At 43.7% G+C, this 22,579-nt stretch carries 23 protein-coding genes; 15 read left to right on the top strand and 8 right to left on the bottom strand.

Features of this window, described 5'->3' with window-relative positions; genetic code table 11:
• The first annotated feature begins 146 nt into the window (after nucleotides 1-146).
• Nucleotides 147-935: an IclR family transcriptional regulator gene (locus HOP38_RS25185; protein WP_006069816.1), complete on the top strand. Its 789-nt coding sequence runs from the start codon at nucleotides 147-149 to the stop codon at nucleotides 933-935.
• Between the two features lie 33 nt (nucleotides 936-968).
• Here the strand turns inward: HOP38_RS25185 and HOP38_RS25190 are convergent, their stop codons facing one another.
• The 5 genes from HOP38_RS25190 to phnC form a co-directional block, all read right to left on the bottom strand.
• Nucleotides 969-1,625, bottom strand: a complete 657-nt coding sequence (locus tag HOP38_RS25190; RefSeq protein ID WP_198559275.1) for a Qnr family pentapeptide repeat protein — start codon at nucleotides 1,623-1,625, stop codon at nucleotides 969-971.
• Between the two features lie 359 nt (nucleotides 1,626-1,984).
• Nucleotides 1,985-2,851 (bottom strand): phosphonate ABC transporter, permease protein PhnE, encoded by an 867-nt coding sequence (gene phnE / locus HOP38_RS25195; RefSeq protein WP_198559276.1) that lies wholly within the window; start codon nucleotides 2,849-2,851, stop codon nucleotides 1,985-1,987.
• Nucleotides 2,848-3,723, bottom strand: coding sequence for a phosphonate ABC transporter, permease protein PhnE (gene phnE, locus HOP38_RS25200; protein ID WP_062456353.1), 876 nt, complete (start codon nucleotides 3,721-3,723; stop codon nucleotides 2,848-2,850). The genes phnE (HOP38_RS25195) and phnE (HOP38_RS25200) overlap by 4 nt, the downstream gene beginning before the upstream one ends.
• Nucleotides 3,724-3,783: 60 nt before the next feature.
• Nucleotides 3,784-4,707 (bottom strand): phosphonate ABC transporter substrate-binding protein, encoded by a 924-nt coding sequence (phnD, locus tag HOP38_RS25205; RefSeq protein WP_006069811.1) that lies wholly within the window; start codon nucleotides 4,705-4,707, stop codon nucleotides 3,784-3,786.
• A 42-nt stretch (nucleotides 4,708-4,749) separates the two neighbouring features.
• On the bottom strand, nucleotides 4,750-5,589 hold the full coding sequence (gene phnC, locus HOP38_RS25210) for a phosphonate ABC transporter ATP-binding protein (RefSeq protein ID WP_198559277.1): 840 nt from the start codon (nucleotides 5,587-5,589) through the stop codon (nucleotides 4,750-4,752).
• A 278-nt stretch (nucleotides 5,590-5,867) separates the two neighbouring features.
• Between phnC and HOP38_RS25215 the strand changes: the two genes are divergently transcribed.
• The 3 genes from HOP38_RS25215 to HOP38_RS25225 all read left to right on the top strand — a co-directional run bounded on the left by HOP38_RS25215 (nucleotide 5,868) and on the right by HOP38_RS25225 (nucleotide 8,313).
• Nucleotides 5,868-6,299 carry a MarR family winged helix-turn-helix transcriptional regulator gene (locus HOP38_RS25215; protein WP_038221812.1) on the top strand — a complete coding sequence of 144 codons (432 nt, stop codon included), beginning with the start codon at nucleotides 5,868-5,870 and terminating at the stop codon, nucleotides 6,297-6,299.
• A gap of 21 nt (nucleotides 6,300-6,320) precedes the next feature.
• On the top strand, nucleotides 6,321-7,526 hold the full coding sequence (locus HOP38_RS25220; protein ID WP_006069808.1) for a multidrug effflux MFS transporter: 1,206 nt from the start codon (nucleotides 6,321-6,323) through the stop codon (nucleotides 7,524-7,526).
• A gap of 124 nt (nucleotides 7,527-7,650) precedes the next feature.
• Entirely contained in the window at nucleotides 7,651-8,313 is a 663-nt protein-coding gene (locus HOP38_RS25225) for an NADPH-dependent FMN reductase (RefSeq protein WP_038227562.1), read from the top strand.
• Nucleotides 8,314-8,326: 13 nt separating this feature from the next.
• Here the strand turns inward: HOP38_RS25225 and HOP38_RS25230 are convergent, their stop codons facing one another.
• Together HOP38_RS25230 and HOP38_RS25235 are read right to left on the bottom strand one after the other, a co-directional pair.
• Nucleotides 8,327-8,800, bottom strand: a complete 474-nt coding sequence (locus HOP38_RS25230) for a peptide-methionine (S)-S-oxide reductase (protein WP_038221842.1) — start codon at nucleotides 8,798-8,800, stop codon at nucleotides 8,327-8,329.
• Between the two features lie 95 nt (nucleotides 8,801-8,895).
• On the bottom strand, nucleotides 8,896-10,656 hold the full coding sequence (locus tag HOP38_RS25235; protein WP_198559278.1) for an SgrR family transcriptional regulator: 1,761 nt from the start codon (nucleotides 10,654-10,656) through the stop codon (nucleotides 8,896-8,898).
• 202 nt (nucleotides 10,657-10,858) lie between these two features.
• On the opposite strand from HOP38_RS25235, the gene HOP38_RS25240 reads away from it, so the two are divergent.
• The 4 genes from HOP38_RS25240 to HOP38_RS25255 all read left to right on the top strand — a co-directional run bounded on the left by HOP38_RS25240 (nucleotide 10,859) and on the right by HOP38_RS25255 (nucleotide 12,822).
• Complete coding sequence (locus tag HOP38_RS25240; RefSeq protein ID WP_006069804.1) at nucleotides 10,859-11,026, top strand: hypothetical protein; 168 nt, start codon at nucleotides 10,859-10,861, stop codon at nucleotides 11,024-11,026.
• Nucleotides 11,027-11,112: 86 nt separating this feature from the next.
• Nucleotides 11,113-11,709: a sugar O-acetyltransferase gene (locus HOP38_RS25245; protein ID WP_198559279.1), complete on the top strand. Its 597-nt coding sequence runs from the start codon at nucleotides 11,113-11,115 to the stop codon at nucleotides 11,707-11,709.
• A 24-nt stretch (nucleotides 11,710-11,733) separates the two neighbouring features.
• On the top strand, nucleotides 11,734-12,300 hold the full coding sequence (locus tag HOP38_RS25250) for a sugar O-acetyltransferase (RefSeq protein ID WP_088877858.1): 567 nt from the start codon (nucleotides 11,734-11,736) through the stop codon (nucleotides 12,298-12,300).
• Between the two features lie 3 nt (nucleotides 12,301-12,303).
• Nucleotides 12,304-12,822 (top strand): phosphoribosyltransferase, encoded by a 519-nt coding sequence (locus HOP38_RS25255; protein WP_006069801.1) that lies wholly within the window; start codon nucleotides 12,304-12,306, stop codon nucleotides 12,820-12,822.
• Between the two features lie 72 nt (nucleotides 12,823-12,894).
• Here the strand turns inward: HOP38_RS25255 and HOP38_RS25260 are convergent, their stop codons facing one another.
• Nucleotides 12,895-13,755 carry an SDR family oxidoreductase gene (locus HOP38_RS25260; RefSeq protein ID WP_124941568.1) on the bottom strand — a complete coding sequence of 287 codons (861 nt, stop codon included), beginning with the start codon at nucleotides 13,753-13,755 and terminating at the stop codon, nucleotides 12,895-12,897.
• Nucleotides 13,756-13,917: 162 nt separating this feature from the next.
• On the opposite strand from HOP38_RS25260, the gene HOP38_RS25265 reads away from it, so the two are divergent.
• From HOP38_RS25265 to HOP38_RS25295, 7 genes are all read left to right on the top strand, one after another.
• Nucleotides 13,918-14,832 carry a LysR family transcriptional regulator gene (locus HOP38_RS25265; RefSeq protein WP_198559280.1) on the top strand — a complete coding sequence of 305 codons (915 nt, stop codon included), beginning with the start codon at nucleotides 13,918-13,920 and terminating at the stop codon, nucleotides 14,830-14,832.
• A gap of 99 nt (nucleotides 14,833-14,931) precedes the next feature.
• Nucleotides 14,932-15,696, top strand: a complete 765-nt coding sequence (locus tag HOP38_RS25270; RefSeq protein WP_006069798.1) for a hypothetical protein — start codon at nucleotides 14,932-14,934, stop codon at nucleotides 15,694-15,696.
• Nucleotides 15,697-16,143: 447 nt separating this feature from the next.
• Entirely contained in the window at nucleotides 16,144-18,096 is a 1,953-nt protein-coding gene (locus HOP38_RS25275) for an FTR1 family iron permease (protein ID WP_198559281.1), read from the top strand.
• 44 nt (nucleotides 18,097-18,140) lie between these two features.
• On the top strand, nucleotides 18,141-18,674 hold the full coding sequence (locus HOP38_RS25280) for an iron transporter (RefSeq protein WP_006069796.1): 534 nt from the start codon (nucleotides 18,141-18,143) through the stop codon (nucleotides 18,672-18,674).
• Nucleotides 18,675-18,763: 89 nt separating this feature from the next.
• Nucleotides 18,764-20,167 (top strand): Fe-S-containing protein, encoded by a 1,404-nt coding sequence (locus HOP38_RS25285; protein ID WP_198559282.1) that lies wholly within the window; start codon nucleotides 18,764-18,766, stop codon nucleotides 20,165-20,167.
• Nucleotides 20,168-20,169: 2 nt separating this feature from the next.
• Nucleotides 20,170-21,456, top strand: a complete 1,287-nt coding sequence (locus HOP38_RS25290) for an ABC transporter permease (protein ID WP_031493521.1) — start codon at nucleotides 20,170-20,172, stop codon at nucleotides 21,454-21,456.
• Nucleotides 21,443-22,579 (top strand): ABC transporter permease, encoded by a 1,137-nt coding sequence (locus HOP38_RS25295; RefSeq protein ID WP_198559283.1) that lies wholly within the window; start codon nucleotides 21,443-21,445, stop codon nucleotides 22,577-22,579. Before HOP38_RS25290 ends, HOP38_RS25295 begins: the two co-directional genes overlap by 14 nt.

Consider the following 22,579-nt stretch of genomic DNA (forward strand, 5'->3'; position numbering starts at 1 on the left):
CCATTTATCGAGACATATTGTTCCATAATTTTATTTCATGTTAATGACACTAATACAAAAGATCAAATTTTATTCAGAAAATGGATATATACTAAATTGGAATGTACAATCTTAGACTTCGACGTATCGCAAGGATGAATGACTCTATGCCAACAGAAACACCACAAGTTCAAGGAGATACTCCTACGCTCAGACTTTTTGCACTATTAGAGGTGATAGCGCAAAAAGACGAGTTCATATCTCTTCAAGGATTAGTAGAAGAAACGGGATTACCAAAGCCAACCCTACATCGTATGCTGCAGCAGTTAGAGGCCGCAGGCATCATTCAAAAAGATGGGGATGAAAAGCACTATAGCTCCGGAATTCGTTTGAGAAAGCTAGCCGAGAATTTGTTGCTAAATAGCACCATGCACAGTGCCCGCCGCACGATTCTTGAGAACCTACGAGCCGAAGTGGGCGAAAGCTGTAACCTGACAGCGCTCTCCAGTGGCGAAATCATTTACCTCGATAGAGCAGAGACAGAAGCCCCGCTTCGCTTCCACTTACATCCAGGCTCGCGTGTTCCTGTTCACTGCTCTGCAACAGGCAAACTGTTTCTCGCACATATGTCGAAGTCACAACGTAGACGCCTGATTGAAAACGTTCCGCTTACTCAATATACCGTGAACACCATCACCGAATACTCAGAATTGGAAAAAGACATTGAGGAAGCAAAGATTCAAGGTTTCGCTATCGATGATGAGGAATTCTTACCTGGCTTGGTGTGTATTGCGGTTCTGGTACCCTCTCCAACCGGGCAATCTAACCTCGGTTTAGCGATACAGGCTCCGGTTATTCGCGTTAAACCGGATGAAGCCATCAAGTTCTTGCCTGCACTACAAAAAGCAGCGAAGGCACTGGCAAAAATAGAAGCCGATAATTGGGGTAATGATTAACCCCAAACCTGATGAAAAGGCACCGAGAGCACTTTAGCCCGGTAGAACTACCAAACCCAGTGGCTCTAAAAGCTGCTCTTGTTGCCAGTCGCAAATTTTTACCCCGGTGAGATCCACTCTTCTGGGGTCCAGCCCCTCAAGATCTACATGACACAAATCCGCTCCTTGAAACCGAAACTGCGACCAAGCGTCCGCTGAGAATACCCCGCGGCTGAGATCTGATTCTTTTAATGACGCTCCCATTAAGTTAGCCCCAATCCAACGGTTCTCAAACAACTCGCACTTTTCTAAAACCTGTCGCTCTAGATTGGCATAAGACAAGTTACAACCCGTGATATACGCAGAACAAAAATACATAGTGTGACTGACTTGATTGGCAAATCTTGCACGCTGGAAATTCGCCCCTTTCAAGTCACATTCACGTAGCTCTATGCCAAAACAATCGGCTCCTTCAAAATTACACATGGCTAACTGGCAATTATTAAAACTGGCATCCTTCAGATTAGCATAGTCAAAATGACATCCTTCTAGGTCCGAGGTTTCGATGAATTTACAACGCTCAAACCTTGCATCCGTGAGATCTGCCCGAGCAAAGTCACAGTGAAAAAACTGACAGTTTTCAAAAACGGCTCCAGAAAGATCTTGCCGAGAAAAGTCATGGTGACGGTAGACTTTATCTTTTATATTCATACTGTTACTCCTTCGTAGAGCCGAAAGACTAACATCGATAACGCTATTATTCGAGAATAATAACTCCATTAAAAACAACATGTTAAAACATGCCAAAATCGCCATTTTAAGGCACCTAGGAAGCATCAGGAGAGCGAATAAATTCTCTTGAGAACGCTCAGGTGTTGAAAAAAGTTTTGAGATATCTCGAGGCACACAGGAGCATCACTCATAATCATATTTGAACAGTCGCTCAATTCATAAATGAACGGATGTTCAAATATGAATATGATCAATAAATATAAGGATAAAGAATGAGATAAAAGATGTGAGGCATAGTTATAAGGCTAGCTTAGACTGACTAGCCCTTCACTATTCTGCTAACGCTTTTCATACAGCGGGACATTCTCTCCCACAATGTATTTCTGTCTCAGAATACTCGATACCTTATCCAGACCCATGATAATGGCGACAAGAACCAGCGTAATAAAAGTTACTACGTCCCAGTTCCACAAGCGCATGTTCTCCGCATAAACTAAGCCGATACCACCAGCACCAACAAAACCTAATACCGCCGCAGAACGAGTATTTGATTCCAGTTGATACAAGGTCAATGCAAGAAAAGTCGGAAATGACTGAGTAAAGATGGCAAAACGATGTTTCTGTAGATTATTCGCGCCCAACGCGGTTAAGCCACGTGACGGTTTCTTATCTGCTGATTCGTGACTCTCTGCATACAGTTTTCCGAACAGCCCTAGATCTTGAACGAATACCGCCATTACACCAGCAAGAGGCCCTAAGCCCACAGCTCGCACAAAGATCATGCCCCAAATCGCCATATCAATTCCGCGTAAAACATCGAACACACGGCGCATGAAGGTAGCAATAAAGCGAAATGGTCTCGTCATCACGTTACGAGCAGCCAAAAATGACAAAGGCAACGCCACAAGAGATGCCGTTAACGTGCCGCCAAATACAATCGCCAGTGTTATCGCTATTTGCTTAAAGTAATAGGCAAACGGCCAATCCCAAAAGTCTCTCCATACAAACATATGCAGGAAATAGCTCATAATTTTGCTATTGCCCATTTCAAACTGCTTTGAAGACACGCCAAAAAACGTAAAGAACAAGAAGTAATACACCAAAACGCTGCTCGCAAGCACTGCAACAATGGTTAAATAACGTTTTTGTTGCGAGAAAATCGCTTTATTTTCTTGTTTGATTTGCTCTAACGTTAGTTCCGTCATTTTACATCTCCACTGATGACTTTTTTGCGTAGCACACCAGACGTCATGTCTATGAGCGCGACGACAATGATGATCAACAACAGCGTGATGCTGACCTGATCATGTCGACCCAAGCTAATGTTCGTCATCAACTCTTGACCAATACCACCAGCCCCAACTAAGCCAAGAATGGTCGATGAGCGAAAATTGATTTCAAATCGAAGAAATATATACGACAGAACTGTTGGCTTAATCTGCGGCCAAAAGGCAAAACGTAGTCGTTGGACTGGTGTTGAACCACACGCCGTTAAACCTCGAACTGGCTTATCAGAAATGGTCTCGATGGATTCATAAAACAGCTTGGTCAAGCTACCTATCGTATGCAGTGTCAGTGCCACGAACCCAGGGAACGTTCCGACACCATAAGCCATCACAAACATCACCGCCCAGGCAAGCTCCGGCATGGTGCGCAAGAAGGCAACAAAAGAACGCACTGCCACTCTGACAGATGCTGGCGCATAACCATTACTGGCGGCTAAAAATGCCAAGATAATCGCGATAACTGATGAAACTAGAGTCGCGGCGATCGCAACATTAATGGTTTCCCACAATAGAGGGATTTGAATCGGTAGTCGGTAGCCCCAATAGATGAGTGAACCCGGAACCGCGCGACCAGTCTCATCGCGACTGGCGAATAAGACATCCCATGACAACTGCGGAAGTGTGTCGTAGATATAATCAAAAAGTGCAGGCGCGTTATGTAGAATGGTTGAAAGGCTAAACTCTGCATAATGCCCAGAAAGCAAGTAAAGCAGCATAAACATGGAAGACCACATAAGTGCATCCATCTTCTGCTTACGACGAGCCTGTTGGTAATATTGTTCAAACTGCATGAAATTGACCGTAGAAGTAATAAGCTGGCAGCGCCTGCCAGCTTTTAATTGGAGGGGGGATTAACGCTGAGCGAATTTAGTCGCTTTAACTAAGTCGATGATTGACTGGTATTCAGCAACACTGGTCTCTTCTAGGTGAAGCGATCCACCCGCCGCTTTGCTAAAGCAAGCGTTGTCTTCACGGTCCAGTTTCTTCACAGCAGCAACAAGCTTATCTTTGAAATCAGGGTCTAGGCGGTTGCTAACAATAGTTGGGCCATTAGCGATAAGTGGCGATTCCCAGATAATGCGGATTTTTTTCATTAGGTCAGCGTCGTGGTCCATATAACGTAGCAACGCCCCAGCGCTATACCCTTTATCTGCATCGCCCACCATTGATGACCAAGTTACCGCAGCATCAAACTGACCGTTAAGAACACCAACGATATCTTGCTCATGTCCACCAGAGAAGTTGACCGATTTGAAAAAACCATCAAATTGATTATCCATATTTCCACCCAGAGTGTTTTCTAACTGGTTGTTTGGAATAAGGAAACCTGACGTTGAATTTGGATCAGCGAAGGAGAACACTTTGCCTTTCAAGTCTTCAATGGACTGATAAGGGCTATCTTCTTTAACCAAAATAACCGAATGATAGCCGCGAGAGTTATCGGTGTTATCTACTGTAATACCCACCAAATCTACCGCTTTAGGGTCGCTCAAATATATTTCAGCATAAGATTTTGGTGACATGTTGATAACCAGATCAATCTTCTCACCTAACAAACCTTGAATCACAGCATTGTAGTCACTTGAGTTGCGGATATTAGTTTTTACACCAAGCTCAGCATTGAGAAAATCAGCAACGCACTGGTTATCACCAATTTGGTCTGCTGCATTTTGACCACCTAGAATACCTAGATTGATTTCACTTGGAGCAGCCGCACTTGCGTTAAAAGTCATAGCAGACGCAACAGCGATACCAATAGATAGAAGCTTTTTCATCACTTGTCCTTAAAATTTATTGTGTCCAGTTTTCCGATTGGATTAGTTGATTTGGTCGATCTCATCGCCATAAAGACGATGTAAAACATCATCATTGAGGCCAGAAGGATGTCCGTCGTAAATCACCTTACCTTTGGCAAGACCGATTACGCGGGAACAATACTCCTGAACCAGTTCGATTGAGTGAAGATTTACCATTACCGCCACACCATCACGGCTAACTTTTTGCAGCGCTTCCATAATGCGAACGGTATTTTTTGGGTCTAACGAGGCCACTGGCTCGTCGGCAAGCAGGATCTTGGGGTTTTGCATCATCGCACGGCAAATCGCCACACGTTGTTGTTGTCCCCCAGAGAGGTTTTCTGCCCGTTGTAGTGCGTACGGCAACATGTTGAGCCATTTAAGCAGTTGGATAGCTTGAGCTTTGTCTTGGTCGCTGAAGATTTTAAGCAGCGATTTAAGCGTCGAGGTATGGCTCAAACGTCCAAGTAAGACATTGGAAATCACATCCAAACGAGGCACTAAGCAAAAATCTTGGAAAATCATGCCACAGTGAGTACGCCACTCACGGATTTCTTTTCTCGACATCGATAGTACATTGTCAGTCGATAAGTCTTTATGCACATTAAGAATTTCGCCTCTGGTCGCGGGTATGGTGCCATTCAACGTATGCAGCAACGTGGACTTTCCCGCTCCAGAGCGGCCTACTACCGCAACAAATTCACCAGCGTGAAGATCAAAGCTGATTCCATCTAGAACCACTTTTCCTTGTTGGTAAGACTTAGTCAAAGCGCGAGTTTCAAGAACTTTTCTACCCAGTTGCGGCGATGCAAACTCTTCTGCATCCGATACAACCGTCAGTTCAGGCATGGTCATGGCCATAAGTTTCATTCCAGTCAATAGTAGTTATTGATTGAATATTAGAGCGTGGATTTTTGACGAATTCGGGATAGTTTTGTGACTAATTTATGAACAAACAAAGTGCACCATTCAATAGAACCACACCAATAACTACTTTTAATTCAATATATTAAAGAGCAAAAACTGAGCATCTATGATTTTTGTTCTTAGAACAAAAACTCAAAACTGTGACTAATTAGTTGATCTAATCAACTAATTAGCTAAAATGGTTGACTAGATCAACTAATTGGCCTTCATTGATGACAATAGACTATCGAGCAATTAATCACGCATTACGTGAAATTCGAATGAAAACCCGCGGCAAGATGGTGGCGGAGATCACCCGTCAAAAAGTCGAGTTTTCCCCCCTTGAGCATAAAGCTATGAGTGATATTCGTGCCTTCGGCGGCGCCTCTCAGCAGAAGTTAGTCGAGTCAATGAACCGAGATAAAGCCCAAATTGCGAGAATTATCGCAAGGCTTCATCGTCAAGATCTCATCATCAAACAAAGTTGTCCTAACGACCGACGCTCCGTTGCACTATACCTCAGCCAAAAAGGGGAAAAGCTGCTAGAACGCCTCGACCAAGTCGAAATGGAAATGATAACGGAAATGCTAACTGGGTTTTCTCAGACCGAAGCAAGCACACTGAAGCAGCTATTAGAACGCGTTAACGACAACTTGAGTTACTAATTTCACCCACAGGAGAATCATTTGAAATCAACACAACCCATCCTTGGGCAAAAAGGCACTCTATTTTTTCTCGTTATTATCAGTGCATTTCCACCATTAACGATTGACCTTTATCTGCCAGCTTTGCCTACTATGGTCGATATATTTAGTACCACTGAATCAATGGTAAACCTCACGTTAAGTAGCTATTTCGTTACTTACGCGATTGGTCTTCTATTCTGGGGGCCGCTAAGTGAGAAATTTGGTCGCAAGCCAATTTTATTGATAGGTATCGGTGCTTACATGCTTGCTAGTATTGCCTGTGCGATGGCAGGAAGCATTGAGCACCTCATTGGCTCAAGGGTACTACAAGCGTTTGCTGGCAGTGCCATTACTGTCGTCTCTACCGCCATCGTCAAAGATATGTTCGAAGGACGTGAGCGCGAGAAAATCATGGCCACTATCATGTCGCTCGTGATTATTGCGCCAATGGTCGCTCCCGTACTCGGTGCGTTTCTTCTCAAAGTCGCTTCATGGAGAATGATGTTCGTGACCTTGGCAGTATTTGGCGCGTTTGCCTCCATCTTAGCCATGTGTTACCGCGAAACACTGCAAAGTCAGTATACAGGCTCTTTAGCTCGCTCTTGGACTCGACTTGGCGTGGTAATGACGAATCCAAGATTCGTGATGTTGCTGTGTATTTTCTCAATCGCACCCATGGCCCTTATGGCCTTCTTAGCTGCCGGTTCGTACATTTACATCAATGGTTTTGGCCTGACTGAGCAAGAGTTCAGTTACTATTTCGCATTCAATGCAATGTGCGCCTCTTTAGGCCCTTCTATTTACATGAAGTTATCCCGCCATATTTCAGTACAAAAAGTGATTACTTTGTGCTTTTTTATTTTGGCACTGATGGGTGTGTTAACGCTCAGTATTGGTTCTACCGCGCCTTGGGTCTTCGCATTAATAGCCGCTCCAGCGACGCTAATGGTTATTATGATGCGAGTGCCTGGTACCAACTTGATGCTTGATCAGCAAGACAAAGACACCGGCTCCGCTGTGGCATTGATTCAGTTTTTTGCCATGATTTGTGGCTCAGCGGGCATGTTATTGGTTTCCATGCGTCCCGACGCACTCATCGCTAATTTAGGTATGATTCAACTCTCAATCGGCATTGTGGGCGGTCTACTATGGTTTGTGGTTCGTAACCGAGCATTTGTCACTGACAAGCTGGTCAAAAGTGTCTAATTAGACTCCTAAAAATCAGAAAAGGGGCAAGCGCTCCTTTTTTTGTGACTTCTCATTGCAACAAAATCCAGACCCTTTAAGCTAAAACGAACAACATCAGAAAACATTAGGGAAGTACTAGATAGTGAAGTTATTGATTTTTCTCGGCTCTGTAAGAGAAAGTACCCCACCTCGCCCCGCACGACTGGGCGCAAGAGTCAGTGATGCCTGTCAGTCTCTGCTAACACGCTTTTATCCCGAGATTGACGTGGAAATCATCGATCCTCTTACTTTGAGTTTTGATGCAGTTTTTAAGCCTGAATTTGCTTACAGCCGAAGTAAAGTACCAGAAGACTTAAAGCAGCTGGCAGCGAAGATTGAACAAGCTGATGGCTATGTGATGGTCTCACCTGAGTACAATCACTCTATGAGTCCAGCACTTGCTCACCTTCTTAACCACTTTGGCAGCTCTCTGTTTTCTTATAAACCCAGTGCAATTGTGACCTACTCTGCAGGGCAATGGGGCGGCGCTAGAGCAGCCGTTTCAATGCGAACTTTTCTCTCCGAGCTAGGCTGTTTGCCAGTATCTGCCATGATTCACATTCCCAATGCTGCTAGCGTATTCAATGAAAAAGGTGAGGTGCTAAACGAAGCATCTCAACAAGAGTGGGATAGCTATATGAATCGAACGCTTGCTCAACTTATTTGGTGGGCGGAAGGTGCCAAAGTTCAGCGCAGTGCCAGCGATCCAGCCGAACTTATTCATGCGTTTCAACGCGATCCTTCACAGAGGAACGCGCCAAAATAGTCAGCACTTGAAGCTATTTTTTGTACTTATGCAAAATCGCCTTGGGTATATGGCAATAATCATTGGGGTGCAGCGTGAGCCGATCTTGATGCTCGTCATCACTCTTTACATAGTTACTAAGTGGCAACACCTCTACCACGATTTTATCTGCATCGGAACGCTCGGCAATGTAGCGTTTCGCTCGCTCAAGATGTTCTGGATTTACACTATAAACTCCAGTGCGATACTTCTCTCCTACATCTACCCCTTGCTTGTTGACGCTATAGGGGTCAATGATTTCAAAAAAGAAATCCATAAGCTCCTCAATTGACACTTGGTTCGCATCAAATTGAGTTCGAACACACTCAGCGTATCCATCGTAATCACACTGTGTGGTACTCGCACTGCCATTGGCTCTACCCGCTTCGGTATTTATGACCCCAGGTAAATGTCGCATAAACTCTTGGACGCCCCAAAGGCAGCCACCAGCGAAAACTATCTCTTGCATCGTAAATTCAGTCATCCACGTCTCAAACTGTCGGCTACTTTAGCAGAATTATGCCAACATCAACTCCAACCTGTTGTTAAAGTAATACAGAAACTCTACTCCTCGACCCAGACGCTCTTAATATCCGGCCAGCCCCAGATAGTCATGGATACGCCTTGCAACTGGTCAGCAAAATTCAGAGTTTGCTTATGGTGAAACAGCGGGATTATCCATCTATCAGAGACTAACGTCGATGCGATCGGTTCAAGGGCCGCCATATATTCCGTAGATTGATTCTGTTGTTTCACTTGTTCAAGCTCATGTTGCAGCCATTGCTCCGTGGACGGTGTTAGGCACTGTCTTAACACTCTATCCGTCGCAAGCCAAATAAACGCCGAAGACGGTCGGTTGTCATCCAAACTCATACTGGTGAGGATAATCTCTTCCTCAAGCTTATGACGCGCACACAGTTCATAAAAGTCGGCATGGCTGTATTCGTTAATCTGACAGCTCACGCCAACCCGCTGCAACAAATCGGCAACTACTTGGGCGCTTTCGCGTAAAGCATGATGTTGGTAGATGGCGATATCTAGCTTCTTCGGCAAAGGAGATATCTCTGCTGGAGGAATCAATACTTTCATCCAGCTTGGCAAAAGGTTGTATGCCGCAATGCCCTGAACTCTAGCTGCGTCGTTATTGGACAACAGTTGCAACACCGACCTTGAATTCATCAACTGACCAAGATAGTGACGCTGCGTGCTATCCAGAGCTGCAGTGTGGTTGAACATTGCCAGTAAGCAGCCATCCTCAATCCGGCTCTGAGGAGTCGCCTGAGTTGATGGCTCAGTGCCGCTTTCAGTTGAGACCAAATGACTACAAACAGCATCATAGGGTGTAGGTAAATCATGAGTAACAAGTGAGGTAGAACAACTGCTTGTTCCTGCTTTTGGGAGTTGCCAGATCGTCACGCTGTCTGATAGTGCACAAAGGCCGTGATAATGTTCAAACGCCTGTAAATCAAGCTGTTCCTGAGAATGCTCGACTAGCTTAAAGGGACCACTACCAATACGAACGGCATTATTTTCTAATTGAGCGCTCGGTAATACAGAGAATCGGTAATCCGCTAGCAGTGCAGCAAAGCTTGGCTCTGGCTGAGACAGAGTGAACTCAATACACAATCGCCCCACGGCGCAGATCGTCACAACATTAGCTAACAAAGAACAATAATTAGGGTGCTGTTTAAGACGCATGAAGAGTTCAGCAATGGTCTCTGCATCTATTGGTGCTTCGTCATGAAATCTAAGATGAGGTCTTAGATAAAATCGCCAAGTTAGCGCCTGCGAGTCATAGCGCCAATGATGAGCCAGATCGGGTTCGACATTTCCCTCACCGTCACAGCGCGTCAAACAAGAGAATACTTGTCGGGTTAGGAATCGCTCACTATTTCGTAACGAGTTGGTGGTATCCAACGGTGACAATAAGCGGTCATAAGTAAGCTGAATATGAACTACGCCTTCTCTTACTTGCGGACCGGCAGTTTGTTGTAACACTTGCCCGAATAACGCTTTATCCCCACCTAACAGTTGCAGTGCTCTTTCATAGTGACCTTGCGAGATATGCTCTGACGCAACATTGACGACCAACGTGCTCTCAGAATGGTTGAGATGAAGTATCGAGCGTTGATTCCGTCCCACTTTGGGTTGCCAATCGATCCACCCTTTCTCGTCAAGCTGTTTAAGTAAGGTTCGACTATGCCGCGTACTGGTAAACATCAGCTCCGCAAGCTTATCTATTGTGGTACTGATGTCTTTATTCGTTCCTAATACCGCTAGACGTTGATAATACAGCAGTGCTCTATCGTTACTTATTTCCGGCATTTCTATATCACCTCAGTTCCACATAAGACCAAAAATCAGGCAAACATAACCTCATCCAGACAAATTAGCGTTAAATGTGGAACTAAACAACACCAATTACTCAGTTTTTGCCCTCCTATTAATTGTTCATAATCTATCTCGAGTCTTGAACACCAACAGCTCCACACCACATGACTGTGCCACGATTAATGAGGACTAAATTATGTTGAAAGCCATCAAAAACGCACTCACATTCAATCTTTCTGAAACCGATCTCGATGAAGCGATAGTCTGTATTGAGCAAGCCGTCAGCGAATACACAAATTCATTAATGGCTCTATATGAGTGGGAAGAAAACACCAATGAGAAGCGGCTGTCAGATTCGAATTAAACCTTTCGAAGTCTGTGGCTTATGGATAAATCGTAGTGCTAGGATATCGATCATTATCCAATACCAGCTTAATAGTGAATACCTACATGAATCCAATGTCAAAACTGCACAGTCAAAATGTCTATGCTTATGATGAAGCGCTTGCTGAACGTCAAACTGAGTGTTTAGAAACACTGTATGACTTTAATCATACCCGCCCTAGTGAGACCAAAAAACGTGAGCGAATAATGCAAATTTTGTTCGCAGAAGTTGGTGAAGATTGTTATTTAGAGCCTCCTGTACATGCTAATTGGGGTATCCATACCCATTTTGGTAATAACGTCTACGCTAACTTCAATCTCACGCTGGTTGACGATACCCACATTTACATTGGTGACCATGTAATGATTGGGCCTAACGTAACCATTGCAACGGCTGGACACCCTATTGAGCCTGAGCAGCGCAAGGTTCTAGCTCAATTCAATATACCTGTTCACATTAAAAATAACGTTTGGATTGGTGCTAATACTGTCGTGCTTCCGGGCGTGACTATTGGAGAAAACAGTGTCATTGGCGCTGGCAGTGTGGTGACGAAAGATATTCCTGCCAATGTGGTGGCAGTTGGTAACCCTTGTCGAGTACTCAGAGAGATTAATGACCGCGATAAAACCTACTTTTACAAAGATCGTCGCTTTGATGAGTAGAGCTTAAAACACTTGAGTAACTTTATGACTGAAAGAGAGAAAATGCTTGCGGGACTTCACTATGATCCAAGTGAGCACACCTTGGCGACGCTGCGCACCGCAGCGCGCGATCTAATCGAACAATACAACCGTACTTCTCGTCACCAAAGTAATGACAGGAAGCAATTGCTCCAGCAGTTGTTTGGCACTATTGGTGGTGAGATTAAAATTGAACCAAACTTTCATTGCGATTATGGCAAGAACATTCATGTGGGCACCAATTTCTACATGAACTTTGGCTGTGTCATTCTCGATTGTGCCGAAGTACGAATCGGCGATAACTGCTTTATTGGCCCTCAAGTAGGGCTATATACCGCTTGCCATCCACTGGACCCTACAACTCGGAACACGGGTATTGAGTTCGCTAAACCCATTACGATCGGAGATAACTGTTGGATAGGAGGGCACGCAACGATTAATCCTGGCGTTATCATTGGTAATAACGTTGTCGTTGCCTCAGGTGCAGTCGTTACAAAAAGCTTTGCAGATAATGTCGTGATTGGTGGAAACCCAGCGCACATCATTAAACATCTCGAAATAGAAGAGGCGTAGCCAATGAAGAGTCAACATATTGGAGAGTTGGTTCTCAGTACAGAGCAGATACAAGACGGCGTGATTGCGATTGCGGACGTGCTTAATAACGATTTTGAATCTGCGGTCATCATCAGTGTTGTTCCGGGAGGCATACTGTTTACTGCCGATCTCGTCCGTCACCTCACCTTTGACATAAAAATGGACTATATTTCCTGTCCTCATACTCCTGGCGATAGCAACAACTCTTCAGAAATTGTTTATCATCAGAACATAAGCATTGAGGGTCAAGACGTCATTGTTATCGACGATGCGATTGAATCAGGAGGGACGATGAAGCGACTGGTCCAGTATCTTGCTGAAAATTTTGCCCCGAAGTCGGTCTCTATTGCCACTCTGTTCGTAAAACCCGGTCGAGTGGATATCCCATTCCAACAGTTTTACGCCTATGAAATGGAAAACGACGACTTGCTCGTTGGTTATGGCTTACCGTGGCAAGATAAACTCAGAAATGTGCCTTATGTTTCTAAGTTGGTGAAATAGCCTAAATCCTTACTAAATTACAACAGGTAGAGGAGAACTAAGGCTCTCCTCTATTGATAGACCAAAATTAGATTATTTCTCAATAACTGATGCAAATTCTTCAGCAAAAGCACGGAAGGTTCTTGGCTTTTTGCCGGTAACTTGCTCAACGGTAGTTGTAACTTCTGCGTAATGACCCTCACCAAACCACGCCATTATCTCCGCAAGTTTTTCAGCACTCCAGTCATCCATCCCCGCCTCTTTCATTGCCGCTTCTGCTGCTTCTTGTGGTACAGCAACGTAGTCAATTTGCTTTCCGGATACTTGCGTTAATATCTCTGCTTGCTCGGCAAACGTTAAGGCCTCAGGACCGGAAATAAGATAAGTCTGATTCTCATGTCCAGGTTGAGTTAATGCCGCAACCACAACAGCCGCCACATCACGAATATCAATCACACTCTGTTTTGCTTGCGCAATCGGTAAGAAAAATTGTCCCATTGCGTTGATCGTCCCAAGACTGCCATATAGGTTTTGGAAAAAGGAGTTAGGTTGCACGATGGTATAAGCAATGCCCGATGCCTTTACAATATCGTCTGTTACAACATGCGTGCGAATAATGTCTGACCCCGCGTCAGCTTTTGCTCCCATACCAGATAGTTTTACAATAAGCTCAACACCTGCTGCCTTGGCTGCCGCAACCGTATTTTTCATCCACTGCTGATTGTTTGGATGGGCTGGCATTGCTACATAGATCTTTTTGATGCCTTTCATTGCCTCAGTCATGGTATCGACATCGTCGTAGTTGCTCACGCGAACTTGATCTGGGTTGAGATCTAACTTGGTAGCAGCGTCGAGATTTCGTGCCATAACACCAAAGTTTGCACCAACCTGTTTAAGTTGACGAACCACTTCTGAACCTGTGTTACCTGTTGCGCCTAGTACTAGAATTTCCATCGTGAACCCCTTAATCGTCTTATCTATTGAACCTTATAGTGCAGCATAGTTTGAGAGTGCCGCATCGGTATGTCGTAACTATAGCCAATACCAAAAACATTGATTAGAAGGTTAAAATGAACTTTACTATCCCATATATGGGATGAATAGATAATCAATACAATGAAAGAACTCTCGGCTTTACCGTTGTTTGCCAAAGTTGTAGAACTCAGTAGCTTCGCTGAAGCAGCACGACAGCTCAATGTGCCCACTACAACAGTCAGCCGCAAAATACAGCAACTTGAACATGATCTTGGTGGCAAGCTGTTGAATCGTTCCACCCGGTCCCTGTCTTTGACCGAATTGGGTATTCAAGTTCTTCCAAAAGCTCAGCTTATCGCCGACACGGTCGCCGAACTATATAGCGATGCAGAAGACATGGCCAATCAGCCTATTGGTACATTGACCATCACCGCACCGAAAGCTCTGAGCCAAAATTTACTTGCTCCTATGTTTGCTGAGTTCAGAGCGCTATATCCAACCATTCGCATCAACTTGGCATCATCAAATCGCTATCAAGACCTTACCAAGCAAAGTATCGACTTCGCTTTTCGGCTTGGTCCATTGCATGATTCCAGTCTCGTGGCGTTAACTTTGTCTCCTGTGAAATACGTATTAGCCGCTTCAACGCAATACATAGATAAATATGGAGAACCCAAACACCCGTTAGAGCTATATCAAAAACCGTGTATTAAGAATCACGTCGAAGGCTATTTTCTCCCTTGGCGTTTTGCTCGCAATAGCGAAGAAATAGAAATCGCCCACAACTCAGAGTTGATATCCGATGACTTCAACGTCACAAAAGAACTCGCCCTTCACCATGCTGGGATCTGTTACTTACCCTACTCGCTGCTGCGCCAAGAGATCCAATGCGGTGCTATAAAAACACTTCTTGAACCTTGGGTTCCACAAGATCGAACCATGTTGTTGGTGTACCCTGACAAGCGTCATTTGCCACTTAAGTCTCAGCTTTTTATTGAATTTATACGTAACAAGCGCAGCGAATTTAGTAAAAAGTTGGCGGGGACAACAGATTAGAAATTCAGTTGCGAAAAATTCGTGACTTCATGATCTCATCACCTATTTTGCTGGAAAAATTTGCTTTATGATTAAAAGATACAACACAGGTGATATTATATGACAAATGTTTTTCAGCAAGCTGCCTCTGAGCTGCTAAGCCGCCGTGTAGCGGGAACCAAAGCACCACGACTGAATGAACTGCAACGTCCAAATACCTTGGATGACGCACTACAAATCCAATCTTCAATGATCGATATGCATAGCGATGAAGTTGGAGGATGGAAGTGTCTCCTGCCTCTATCCGATGACCAATTTATCGTTGCACCAATTTTCTCTAATAGCGTGCAAAAAGGAGAAATCTGTGAGCTCTTTGCCGACAATAATACCGCTCGGATAGAGCCTGAGATCGCATTCCTCCTGTCAAAATCGTTACCCGCAAAACCTGATGGCTATAGTGAAGAACAGATCAATGATGCCATTGGCTCTTGCCATATGGCATTGGAACTTATGCAATCTCGCTATGCCGACGATAGTGGCGCTGAGTTTTATGAGAAATTAGCAGACTGTTTGGTTAACCAAGGATTGTTTATTGGGCCAGAAATTGCTCGTGAACAAGCTTTTGATGCTGCAACCATCCAAATCACCGTATCTCAAGATAACAATGTGCAGACGTTCGCTGGAAAACATCCAAACAAGCTAGCACAGACTCCGATCTACTGGCTCATTAATGCAATGACTCGTCGTGGTATTGAGTTTAAAGCGGGTGAAGCAATTATTACTGGATCTTATTGTGGTGTTGTCGAAGTAGACTTTGGAGTCCTCACAGCAATAAAATATGATGGTTTAGGTGAATATAACGTTCTATTTACTGAGAAGAATTAGTGACGGCATAAAGTTATAGCGATTAAATAATTTTCGCTATAACTTTTTATATATCCCTTTTGATGTTTCATTTAATTAAACTCCACTTAACTCTGTATTGAGAAAATAACCGAGATAGATATAACAACAGATTTTTTATTTTTTTAGTACATTATAAATCACTAAAATCAACAACATTTCAACACGGATGATAATGATATCAATTTTCATTACCATTTGTGAGAACTTAGTTTTTGCTTGAAATGACCGATTACAACATGAGTGAAATTTAACCACATCAACCAAATGGTTTAAATTCCATTGTTATTCAATGATTTAAACAAAGACCATCAAAATCAAAGTTTAATATCAACTCATTTATCACCCTTCACCTTTATAATCTCCAACATTGATAATGAGAATGACTTCCATTAGCGTACAGGAACACCTCTTGTTCACGGATGTCATATGTTAAAGGCAATTAACAATTACCGTCGTTATTTTCTAGTATTCTTCTTACTTATTATGCCGCAAATCTCTTATGCCATAGATTACAAATCTGCAGCAAATGAAATAATCTCTCGACTCGACAAAGCAGAAGAACTATATCGAGAGGGGCAACAAAACGAAGCTAAAACTACAGTTCAAATGGCTTACTTCGAAGTATTTGAAAGCTTGGAAGGTCCCGTCCGCATTAATTATTCACGGAAATACGCGTACCAATTAGAATCTAAATTTGGCGAGATACGAAAAATGATCGTCGCTAGAGAATCTATTGAAAACGTTCAAAGTGAAATTGATTGGTTAAAGCAAGAGGTAGCTAACTTACCGAGTATTCTAGTTTCTGGGCATAAGCTCATCGCCGAAAATACCAACCTTCATACGGATGATATTCTTCCTTTTTGGCGAGATGCCGTAACCTCTATTGATACACAACTGAATGAGGCACTAACTGAGTATCGAGAATCTGCCGAACAACCTGATGAATCAACGAAAAAACAGCAACGAGCTTTCGAGTTGGTTCAGCAAGCGCAATTCAAAGGCTTTAAAAATACCGAGCTCGAAATCACAATAAGATTGAACCGTTCAGCGGAAAAAGCGGCTGAATATAATGCAGCATTTCGTTCATTAGCGAAAATAGCCAAACAAGAATATAGCCAAAAACATCTCATTCAATTTAGCTATGAACTGGCAACCTTAGTACAAGATCTAAAGGATGAGTTACCTGGTCTTCCCCCAACTCGCGATTTTCAGTCTGTCTCAGACTCCTCTTCCGAAGCATCATCAGTTCAATCAAAAGATTGGCGGCCTGTTGTCAGTAGCATTATTCAAGCTGTCGACGGTGCTATAGAGATCTATAAAAATGGCGATACCAACGGTGCAATGTTGGCAATGCAAGATGCCTATTTCGACCACTTTGAAGCCTCAGGAATGGAGAATGCCGTTGGCTCTAGAGACAGTAACTATAAGTCAGAGTTAGAAGGCTATTTCACTCGAATCGTCAGCATGTTAAAGGCAAATCAAAAGGTTGATGATATACAAGTGCAAGTGAAGTTCTTGAAACAAGGATTGATGGACGCCTCTGACACGCTTTCTGAAGGAGATTTAGGATGGTGGGCCATGTTACTTGCAAGCTTCACCATCATCTTCAGAGAAGGGCTTGAAGCTATGCTTATTGTGGCAGCAATTACAGCATACCTAATCAAGAATGACGCATCCGATAAGCTTCATGTCGTTAAAAACTCAGTCGTGGTAGGTCTTATCGCCAGTGCCATTACGGCCGCGCTATTTCAATGGTTGTTCGAGAATGCGGGCGCAAGTAGAGAGCTATTGGAAGGCATCACTATGCTGATTGCCGTAGTGATCCTATTTTCAATGAGTTATTGGCTTCTTTCAAAAGTAGAGGCTGTTCAGTGGAAGCGCTATTTGCAAAGCAAACTTTCAAACTCAATTACGACAGGCTCCCTAATAGGACTTTGGTTAGCAAGTTTTCTAGCGGTTTATCGCGAAGGGGCTGAAACCGTGCTGTTCTATTTTGCATTGGCGAGCGATGCCACTGCACAAACTATGACGGCGTTAGTTGCGGGCTTCCTTGTTGGCGTCGTTGTACTTGCTGTCATCTTCTTCATCATGCGATATAGCGTAGTCAAACTCCCACTTAAGCCATTCTTTATTTTCACCGGCGGATTTATGTACTTAATGGCATTTGTATTCGCAGGTAAAGGCGTGTTGGAGCTTATCGAAGGTAAATTATTCGACCCAACACTTATTGCTGGCGCGCCAGAATTCGCAGCGTTTGGAATCTATCCATACTTAGAAACCTTGTTACCTCAGCTCATCTTGGTGCTGGCAGCACTGTTCGCGCTCGTGCTCTTAAAGCTCAAAAATAAGCAAGACATGACTATCAACGCGAACTCATAGTTCAATTAAAACTTCGTAAAATCAAACAAGTAAAGGACATTACTATGTTTAACAAAAAACTCATCGCCGCAGCAGTGGCTGTACAAGCAATTTCAGGCATAGCTATGGCTAACGACCTACCATTCGTTGAACATCCAGCAGGTGAACCTGTTGAAATGAACGGAATGGAAATTGCCGCAGTTTACTTAAAACCAGTGACCATGGAGCCACAAGGTATGATGCGCGCAGCATCAAAATCGGAGGTTCATCTTGAAGCAGACATTCACGCCTTAAAAGGCAACAAGAATGGATTTGCGGCAGGGGAATGGATCCCGTACCTAACCATCAGCTACACACTGAAAAACATGGATACAGGTAAGACTCAAGAAGGCACGTTCATGCCAATGGTTGCAGCGGATGGTCCTCACTATGGTTCGAATATCAATATGTTGGGTGTTGGTAACTACAAACTCACTTTCCATATTGACCCGCCATCAAAAGCAGGACTACTGCGCCATACAGACGAAGAAACAGGTGTAGGTCGTTGGTTCAAACCGTTCGATGCGAGTTATGAATTTAAATACGTAGGTATCAACTAACCATTGCTATATCAGCTCAGGCGATTGCATTAGAGTCTGAGCTGATCTTGTTTGGTTATTTAAGTTTTCTCTGCCGATCAGATTACAGTATGAGTTTCTATCTTTCCCAAGTCTTACTTGTCTATTTACTACCCGCACTCCTATTTGGTGCCATTTGGGCAACACACAGTACCCGCATGTATAAGCATCAAGTCGGATGGGTTTTGCTATCGCTATTTTCCGGAGCATTACTGTTCTTCCTGTTGCCTTTTAGCCAGGTCAACATATTAACTGTCTCTACTAGCTACTTAGCGATCTTATTACTCACCGTTGTTGCTAGTCTTCTGTTCTCAATACCACCGCGAATATTGATTGTTTTGCAGAGCCTAACAACTCTGCTTGCCAGTTTTATGTGGGCGAAAGTCGCTAAGCTGACCATGCTAAGTACGACAAACGTAATCAACACTGAGCTTATCCTCAATGTTACAGCTATCATCTTAGGTTTTTTGGCCATTGCATTTATTCATGTCACGTCGAGTTTGACTGTCACAGCATTAAGCAAAGGTGCGCGACGATTTTTAATTGTGCTGCTATTGGTGATTGCCGCCCTACCATTATCTGGTGAAATCATTCTCGCCAGTATGAAGCTAAGTATTGTTGGCTTAGATAGAGGCTTATTGGCATATGTTTCGAAAGTCACTAACTTTTCTTGGGTGACGTCTTATGCGGTTTTAATCATTTCATCGTTGTGTTTGTGCTATTTCTATCGTTCTCAAATCCAACCGCTAAAAACACAAATATCTCATACCTCTCTTGCCATTGAACGACGCAAACAACAAGCACGGCTGAACTCGGCAAAACACAAGGTCACATTTAATCTCGCCACTCTTGCTGCTGTACTTATCGCCCTACTCTATTGGGATCTTGTCGCTTCACAACCCATTCATCGTTCAGAAGCACAAAGAATGGAGATGGCAACGGATGGTCGGGTTCATATCCCGATTGATGAACACTTAATAGACGGTAAGTTACATCGTTTTGACTGGGTAGCCAGTGACGGCAAGGTCGTTCGCTTTTTCGTTATTGACCGATTTGCAGGTGAAAAGAAATTTGGTGTTGTGTTTGATGCCTGCATGTTATGTGGCGACGCAGGTTACGCTCAAGTAGGCGACCAAGTCGTTTGTCTTGCATGTGGGGTGCATATTTTTATTCCATCTATTGGCAAGCCAGGTGGATGTAACCCTATTCCAATGTCTGACTGGCGGGTTGAAAACAACGAGATTGTTGTAACCCAGGCGACACTAGAAAGCGGACTAAAGTACTTCAGTGAAGTAGTAGAAGTTATGGCAACCGATCCCGTTAACGGTAAACAAATCAGCAATATGGATGCTGAGCACAGCTATTCATTCTCCGGAAAAACGTACTTCTTCACCTCGGAAGACTCATACGAGACATTTAGAGAAGACCCCTGGAAGTATTCCGATGTTAAACCTGTTAACCCACTCGGAGATTAGCAATGTTAATTCGAATGCTACGTCAATCATGGCGTCATGACTCCAACAGAAAAAGACTGGCTGTCATTACTGTATTCTTAGCAGCAAGTCTAATTTCGGCCTTATTAGCAATATCAATCAATATTGGCAACAAAATGTCTATGGAGATGAAAAGCTACGGTGCGAATATTGAGATATCACCTGAAGGGCAAGTAAAGCTGCCCGAACTCCTCGCTCATAACGTCAATAAACTGGAAAAAGACGATCTGCTTGCAGAAAGCGAGTTACCTAACATCATGGATATATTCTGGCGCAATAACATAATTGGCTTTGCTCCATTCGTGAAAGGTCAGGTTAAAGATGTAGAGTCGAACCGCACCATTCGCATCATCGGTACTTTTTTTGACAAAAACCTCCCAGTTGCCGACGACCACGAATATCGTACCGGTAACAAAGTCATTTCTACCTATTGGCATATTGATGGGCAATGGCCCAGCGACGAGAAAAACGAAGTACTGATTGGTAAAACGTTAGCCAAGCAGCTGTCATTGTCGGTTGGAGATACCCTCTCCCTCGCTGGTGAGAGTAATGTTAAAAACGACTTCAAAATCACTGGCATTCTCACTAACGGTACCAGCGATGAAAGCTCCGTTGTGATGCCGTTAAATAAAGGGCAGCAACTCCTAGGTTTAGAAGGCAAAGTCCAAAGCGTAAAAGTGTCTGCTCTGACCGTTCCGGAAAATGCTCTTTCTAAAAAAGCTCGCGAAGATCTAGAGTCTCTCGACTCTGATGAATATGACTTGTGGTTTTGCACTGCGTTTGTTTCTTCTATTTCGTTCCAACTAGAAGGGGCGATGAACAACGCCTTAGTAAAACCGCTTTGGCAAGTAGCTGCATCTGAGGGTGCCGTTATCAGTAAGATTCAGGCGCTATTGTTTGTTGTAACTTTTGCTGCACTGATTGCTTCAGCAATGGGTATCGCATCTCTAATGACTAATGCGATCCTGCAACGAGCCAAAGAAATCGGGTTAATGAAATCACTAGGAGCGCATAATTGGCAGGTTTATGCCTTGTTCTACTCCGAGTCCATATTGTGTGGCATTTTAGGTGGATTGTTGGGCTGTTTGTCTGGTTGGGGGTTATCCAAAGTCATCGGCTACGCCTTGTTTGGTTCTTCTATTTCATTTGACTGGATCATTGTTCCTGTCGTTCTACTTATCTCTACTTTGATTACTGTTCTTGGAACCTATTTCCCATCTCGCAGAATCGCATCACTGTACCCAATAGAGGTGTTATATGGCCGCAAATAAACCTCGTTCAATGTTATCAACACTAGTATGGCGGTCGCTAAAACTGCGTGCACAGCGCGTCCTGGTGGTTTTTCTCGCACTCACCGTTGGCGCGGCAATCATTACCGCAATGGCAGGCGTATATTTCGATATCAATGAAAAAATGAGTCATGAGCTTCGTAACTATGGCGCTAACTTCTTTGTTGGCCCTGAAGCCACTAAAAAGCTCACAACGCAGCAATACCAAGAAATAAAATCACTTGCCCCTAAAGATAGCCTCATTGCATCTAGTCCTTACCTATATGGCATGGTTCAAGCCGAACTAGAGAAGGTCGTATTGATGGGTATCGACTTTTCACAACTGAAGAAGCTCGTACCTTACTGGCAAGTTGAAGGTCAATGGATCGGAGTATCCTTTGATGACCGTAACGTCATGATAGGTAAAAAGCTCGCTGAGAAGTTAGAGCTGGGCATAGGCTCAAAACTTACTGTATACGGAAAACAAGGTAGTTACAGCTTTAGAATCAAAGGAATCGTCGAGTCAGGTTCAGACGAAGACAATTACTTAATCGTAAATCTACCGTTTGTGCAAAAGTGGCTCAATAAAGGTGATGAGATTAATTTCGCCATGTTTAGCCTAACCAACGACAAGCAACAAGTAGCTCAGTTCGAGCAGACGTTGAAACGTCATTATAGTGATCTTGTGATCAGGCCTATTCGCAAAGTCTCCGCCTCAGAAGGCAAGGTGCTTGATAAAATAAAACTGCTTATGGGCATCGTTGCTTTGGTGATTTTGGTGTTGTCGACGTTGTGCGTAAATACGACGATGACTTCTATGATCGCGGAGCGTCGTTATGAATTTGCGCTGCAAAAGTCATTGGGCGCATCGAATCAATCCATTAAGCGCCAAATCGTTTATGAAACCTTAATCATTACTCTCGCCGCTGTCATTAGCGGTTTGGTGATCGGCTACATTCTGGCTCAGTTTCTCGGACAGTCCGTATTCGGCGCAACCATCGATATTCGAATACCTGTTCTATTGATTACCAGTTTACTTTCATTTTGCGCCGCCTTGGTCGCGGCCACTCTTCCGACAATTCGAGCGATACGTATCGACCCAGCCAAAGTCCTGAAAGGAGATTAA

Source organism: Vibrio mediterranei (genome assembly GCF_013364395.1).
GTDB lineage: Bacteria > Pseudomonadota > Gammaproteobacteria > Enterobacterales > Vibrionaceae > Vibrio > Vibrio mediterranei.